Source organism: Salinisphaera sp. G21_0 (genome assembly GCF_017744115.1).
Taxonomy (GTDB): domain Bacteria; phylum Pseudomonadota; class Gammaproteobacteria; order Pseudomonadales; family Endozoicomonadaceae; genus Endozoicomonas.
The window spans coordinates 1-949 of sequence record NZ_JAGHQW010000193.1 but is presented as its reverse complement, the minus strand read 5'-3'; the positions used below and the strand labels follow the sequence as shown (position 1 = coordinate 949).

1 protein-coding gene is annotated in these 949 nt (G+C 51.6%); it reads left to right on the top strand.

Annotation, left to right across the window (positions count from 1 at the left end; all coding sequences use genetic code 11):
- Positions 1-113: 113 nt before the first annotated feature.
- Positions 114-949 (top strand): IS21 family transposase (istA, locus tag J7439_RS25600; RefSeq protein WP_209204882.1); only part of this gene is annotated, 836 nt, incomplete at its 3' end.

Below are 949 nucleotides of genomic sequence, written 5' to 3'. Positions count from 1 at the left end.
CGGCCACCTATTCCGGTAACATCCGGCCACCCTTTTCCAGCCAGCGGCGCAGTCTATTTCAATAACCGTTACCCTCGTTCTTGAGACCCTTTCAAGGATGACGGGATTGCATCATGAAGAGACTGCCCATGCGCAAAATTCGTGAAGTTTTCAGGCTCAAATTTGAGCACAACCTCAGTGAGCGAAAGATCGCCCAAAGCTGCAATATCTCCCGCTCAACCGTTAAAGATTATCTGGCCCGGCTTTCGGTTTCTGAACTGACCTGGCCACTGCCTGACTCCATTGATGAGCATACGCTGGAGCAGCAATTGTTCCCCGTCAAACCATCATCAGGCAGGAACAAGCAGGCTCAGCCTGACTGGAGTCAAATTCATCAGGAACTGCGGCATCCCGGTATGACCCTGATGCGACTTTGGCAGGAGTACAAAGCCTGTCATCCGGATGGTTATCAGTACAGCTGGTTCAGTGACCAATATCGCTCATGGAAGAACCAGGTGGATGTGGTCATGCGGCAAAACCATATAGCCGGAGATAAGCTCTTTATTGACTATGCAGGTCAAACGATGCCTGTCGTTGACCAGTACACCGGTGAAGTACGACAAACACAGATTTTTGTCGCTACACTGGGAGCTTCCAACTACACCTATGCTGAAGCCACCTGGAGCCAATCGCTTCCGGACTGGGTCGGCTCTCATGTACGTGCCTTTGACTATTTTGGAGGCACTCCCTGCACACTGGTCCCTGATAATTTGAAATCAGGCGTAAAACAGCCCCATCGGTATGAACCGGTGATCAACCCCACCTATCAGGATCTGGCTGAGCATTATCAGGTAGCCGTTGTTCCCGCCCGGGTCAGGAAACCTCAGGATAAGGCCAAGGTTGAATCTGCCGTACAGGTGGTCGAACGCTGGATACTGGCCAGCCTGCGTAACCAGACATTCTTTACCCT